The 4476-nt window shown below is 62.1% G+C and carries 5 protein-coding genes; 4 read left to right on the forward strand and 1 reads right to left on the reverse strand.

Annotated features, from left to right (window positions below; all coding sequences use genetic code 11):
* Positions 1 to 200: 200 nt before the first annotated feature.
* The 3 genes from NKJ01_RS35910 to NKJ01_RS35920 all read left to right on the forward strand — a co-directional run bounded on the left by NKJ01_RS35910 (position 201) and on the right by NKJ01_RS35920 (position 2983).
* Positions 201 to 1958 (forward strand): adenylate/guanylate cyclase domain-containing protein, encoded by a 1758-nt coding sequence (locus NKJ01_RS35910; RefSeq protein WP_352735307.1) that lies wholly within the window; start codon positions 201 to 203, stop codon positions 1956 to 1958.
* A 312-nt stretch (positions 1959 to 2270) separates the two neighbouring features.
* Positions 2271 to 2648 (forward strand): DUF6772 family protein, encoded by a 378-nt coding sequence (locus tag NKJ01_RS35915; protein ID WP_352735312.1) that lies wholly within the window; start codon positions 2271 to 2273, stop codon positions 2646 to 2648.
* Positions 2648 to 2983 (forward strand): hypothetical protein, encoded by a 336-nt coding sequence (locus NKJ01_RS35920; RefSeq protein ID WP_352735309.1) that lies wholly within the window; start codon positions 2648 to 2650, stop codon positions 2981 to 2983. Before NKJ01_RS35915 ends, NKJ01_RS35920 begins: the two co-directional genes overlap by 1 nt.
* On the opposite strand, the gene NKJ01_RS35925 is transcribed toward NKJ01_RS35920, so the two are convergent.
* Positions 2973 to 3767 (reverse strand): SapC family protein, encoded by a 795-nt coding sequence (locus tag NKJ01_RS35925; protein ID WP_352735310.1) that lies wholly within the window; start codon positions 3765 to 3767, stop codon positions 2973 to 2975. The two genes, NKJ01_RS35920 and NKJ01_RS35925, sit on opposite strands and share 11 nt — an antisense overlap.
* A gap of 268 nt (positions 3768 to 4035) precedes the next feature.
* Here NKJ01_RS35925 and NKJ01_RS35930 point away from each other — a divergent pair, with 268 nt between their 5' ends.
* Positions 4036 to 4305, forward strand: coding sequence for a DUF6916 family protein (locus NKJ01_RS35930; protein WP_023761871.1), 270 nt, complete (start codon positions 4036 to 4038; stop codon positions 4303 to 4305).
* The last annotated feature ends 171 nt before the right edge of the window (positions 4306 to 4476 follow it).

Raw genomic sequence — 4476 nt, forward strand, 5'->3', positions numbered from 1 at the left:
CGGAGCATAAGGGCTGTCCCGACAATAGTGCCAGTCTCCGTGGGGAACGCACGACAGTGGCTAGGGCTGCATCGTTGATCGCGACCTGCAGCAAGATACACAGACCCGAAAAGCTGTCTTTCAGGGACGGCGGCAATGGCATCAACCTGCGACCTGCTGTAAGCTTGGAAAGCGGGTAACAATCCGCGAAGGAATGGGGGATGGAACGTCATCTCGCAGCCGTCCTGATTGCCGATGTTGTCGGCTATGGCCGCTTGAGCCAGATCGACGACGAGGGTACGCGTGCGCTTTTCCGAACCGACCTGAACGAAGTATTCGAGCCACGGATCGCTGCGCACCATGGTCGACTGGTGAAAACCATGGGAGATGGGATGCTGGTCGAGTTCCACAGTGTGGTCGACGCGCTGCGCTGCGCGGTCGAAATCCAGCAACAGAAGGCGGAGGTGAACGTTCTCACGCAGCCAGGACGGCGGCTTGATTTCCGCATCGGCATCAATCTGGGCGATGTTATCGTTGAGGGTGACGACATCCACGGCGATGCGGTAAACATCGCCGATCGGCTGCAAGGGCTGGCGGAACCTGGAGGAATCGCGATTTCCGCCACCGCCTGCGACCATGTGAGGGGAAAGGTGCCGATCGGCTTTGCCTCACTCGGCGTGCAGAAAATGAAAAGTATCGCCGAACCGGTTCGCGTGTACCGTGTCTTGATCGACCCCGCTACCGCGGGCAAGATCGTCGATGCCAAACCAGGCCTTTCTTTCGGCGACGACAGTAAGCCGCCGCTAATTGCGGTTTTGCCGTTCGAAAACCTGAGCGCCGACGACGGCTGGACGCGGCTGGCAGACGGCCTGTCGGCCGACATGATCGGCGACCTAGCGCGCTATCCCGACCTTGCGGTCATTTCGCGCCAGACCATGCAGTCCTATCGGGGACGGGCGAGCGACACACGCTCGGTTGGACGGGAACTGAACGCCGATTACCTGCTGGAAGGCACCCTCCAGGCGATCGGACAGCGTGTCCGCGTCGCGGTGCAGCTGGTCGACACCCGGACCGGAGCCAACCTTTGGTCGGCGCGGTTCGACGAGTCGACCGATGACTTTTTTCTCATGCAGGACAGCATCACACAGAACGTCATCAATGCCCTGGCAGGCACTTTCGGCAAGCTCGCCAATCTCGGGCGTGAGGTGGCTCGGCGGAAGCCTCCCTCGAGCCTGGGTGCTTACGACTGCTATCTACTCGGGGTGGAACTGCACGACAGATTCACGACCGAGGCGAGGGCGGCAGCCATACGCATGCTGTCCCGCGCCGTGGAACTCGACCCCGGCTTCGCGCGGGCCTGGATGACGTTGGGATTGGCACATGCGGTCGATGCCTTCAATGCCTTTACGCCAGATTCAGCCGCTTCGGTCGAGCGCTGGCGAGAATGCGTGGAAAAGGCTCTGGCGCTCGATCCTACCGATCCGATGACGCGCCTTTACATGGGCGCTCTCCGCGCCCTTGACGGCGATATCAGCGGGGCCGCAGAGGAATACGACCGGGCGCTGGCCCTGGCACCCAATGACGCCGATGTGCTGTCGATGCTTGCCTCAAGCCGAGCTCTCGTGTGTGGAAATCCGGAAGAAGGCTGTGCTCTTGCCGAACGGGCGCTTCGCCTCAATCCGCAGGCTCCGAGTTGGTACTACGCGCAACTCGCCCGGGCGCGGTTCGTCGCCGGTCGCTATGCCGACAGTCTGTCGTCGCTGTGCCAAAGTCCGCCGGATATTCCCGTCACTCTGATGTTCCGTGCCCTGTGCCACGCGCTGCTCGAAGAGCCGGTGCAGGCGCAGTTGATCGCCAGTCGGATTGCCGTCGAGTTTCCAAGGTTCACCGTCGAGAACTTCATCCGAACCTATCCCGTCACCAATCCTCTTGCCCTCGCTGCGATCAAGGAAGGGGCTCGTCGTGCAGGTATAGCATAGAGCCGAAAATGGTACCTAGTTGAGAAGGGGGGAAGCGCTTCCTGGATATGCCACTTGGTAAGCCGGGCCCAGCTTCCGGCACAGGCTGAGGGTCTGCTTCGTAGCGTTAACTGGGCGCTGGCGTGACCCCTGCTAAGCTTCCGCTCCTGGCGCTGCCACGACCTTCAAGCCGGAGGCCACCGAACTGAAGCTGTCGGAAACGGATGTGCATTCGGTCGGCTTCCTGTTCGATCTGCAAGGCGGAGACCGGGACAACAGCGATGACAGGGTGATGCCGCATAGCGCTTCCTCAATGCGCTCGACGGCCAGCATCTGCAAAAATGGCAATACAAGCGTGAAACGGAACGCATTATCCCGCTCGGCACCGAGAACAAGACGATCAGCCACTACCATCTCTCGCCGGAGGGCTGGATCGACATTGCCGGCGGCGCGCAGCGCCTCTGCTACAATGAGATCCCGACGAAGGTGAACTGGACCTATCTGTGTTTCGACTTCTACCTGGAGTCGATGCGGGCGCTCGCCCTGCGCTGCAACGACCGCAGCTTCGATTTGTCTGGTTTCGAGTCGATTCACATTCCGGCCATGAAGAACCTCTGGTGCATGCTCAATTTCTGCGTGTTCGCCGAGACCGACGTCGCCAAGCGCGCGTTCCTCTACGTCGACGCAATCTGCATTTCGGGGGATTTCTGATGCTGCCCGAGAGCATTACCGCCATTGTCGCGCGCAACGAGCGATGGAGCGGTGAGGCCGCCAGTGAACCTTATGAGGCGGGATGGGCGCGCGAGGCGATTTTCTTCGTTAGGGCCTTGAAGGAGCCTAGCGGTCCCGTGCCGATGGCACGAGTCGAAATCTCACCGGACGGGATGCGGTGGTTGCCGGAGGGCACCGAGTTCCGCATGCCCAACCGGCGCGATGGCATGTCGATGGCGCGCTTGACGCATTTCGGCAACTGGCTGCGTGTAACGGCCCGCTTCGAGGACGGTGGGGAATGTTTCGTGCTGGTGACACTCCACCTCAAGGCCTGACGGGCGGCAATTTCGTGATTCGCAGCGACGCCTGGTGCACCAGTGACGTCCAGCTATTGGTCGAGGCGAGGTGGCAGTAGAGCAGGCCGAGCGCGCCTGACCTTCTGAGGTCGAGGAAGGCTTCGTCGCTCAGCTTGTTGAAGGCCGGCTCGTCGATCACCTGGAAATCGGTGAGGTTGAGCACTTCGCCGCCCTCCAGCGTCACTTTGCTCTGGCGCGGCGCGAACAGGCCATGCGCGTCGATCCTGTCGATCATGATGCGGGTGACTCTGAAATCGATCTGGAACTGATCGCAGAAGGCGAGCGCCTGCTTCGTCGCCTCGGTCGCCTCGGCGCCGCTGAAGAACGGCGCGATCTTGTCGTCGCGGAACGGCGCCATGAGCTGGTCGACAACGCGCTCGCTTGCCCGGTCGACGCACAGCGTCAGTCGGCCGGGCGCGTTCGGGTCGTCGGCCAGAATGAAGGGATAGCGGCGGACATAGGCGGGAACATAGTGCGGCGCGGTCCACCGGCCGTCGGCATCGACGAACAGGTTTTCGTTCTGGCGCACGCCGGTGATTATCACCGGCGCCTTGGCGGCACCGATGAAGACGATCGGGTAGGAGCGCATCGCCGCGGGCATTTCCGACGCCACTACCGGAATGGCGTGCGCCGAGCGGGCGAACGAAAAGTCGCTGCGCGCGGTCAGGCCAAGCGAGCCGTGCCGCACCGGGTTGAGCGCCTCCGGCGTGGAATAGAACAGCGGCATCGCATCGCCCGCCACGTCCGTCTTTGCATCCGCCATCGTCCGTCCCCCGCAAGCCGATCCGGCCGCCAATGGTCCCGAAGCCGGGATCTGTTCTTGTTTGCGCTGATCTTGGATCGAAAAGAATCCCGCGCGCGAACAAAGTACTACAGCGTCTCTTGCGCGCATAAAAGGACAGGCGGTGCTGTATTTTTGGGTTTGCGGCGGCGAATTGTCTTGCGGGCAGGGCCCGGCAGACTGGCCGCCTCTGGACAGCTTGCGGCGAAGCGGCGACAGTGCCGCCGGCAGTGGACAAATTGAGGCTTGCATGGCGTCGGTAGCGGATTTTGAACAGGGACAAATCTTCACCATCGAAGCCGGCGGCCAGCAGATCCCGCTTGAGCTGAGCGCGGTCAACCCCATCGCCGCCAGCCCGCGCCCGGGTGGCGGCTTCTCGCTGCTGTTCAGGGGCCCGCGCGAAATCGCCTTGCCGCAGGCGACTTATCTCTTCAGCGGCACAAGCGGTACCCACGAGATCTTCATCGTGCCGGTGGCGGCCGATGCGGCGGGGCGGCTTTACGAGGCGGTGTTCAATTAGGCGTCGCTAGCTTTCTGAGGCGACGCTTGCGCTGCGGCGCTGAACTTTGACGTCGGCGGGACAGCACCCCTCTCTGGCCTGCCGGCCATCTCCCCCGCAAGGGGCAGGACTGTCCGGGGAAAGTTATTCATATATGAAGGCCATCTGATTGAGGCAGGATCGGTCTCTTGG

This window comes from Mesorhizobium sp. M0276 (genome assembly GCF_040321755.1).
Classification (GTDB): Bacteria; Pseudomonadota; Alphaproteobacteria; order Rhizobiales; family Rhizobiaceae; genus Mesorhizobium.

Coding starts and splice junctions, on each gene's coding strand:
- NKJ01_RS35925 (WP_352735310.1), bottom strand. CDS start 3,767: ATGGCGGATGCAAAGACGGACGTGGCGGGCGATGCGATGCCGCTGTTC.
- NKJ01_RS35910 (WP_352735307.1), top strand. CDS start 201: ATGGAACGTCATCTCGCAGCCGTCCTGATTGCCGATGTTGTCGGCTAT.
- NKJ01_RS35920 (WP_352735309.1), top strand. CDS start 2,648: ATGCTGCCCGAGAGCATTACCGCCATTGTCGCGCGCAACGAGCGATGG.
- NKJ01_RS35930 (WP_023761871.1), top strand. CDS start 4,036: ATGGCGTCGGTAGCGGATTTTGAACAGGGACAAATCTTCACCATCGAA.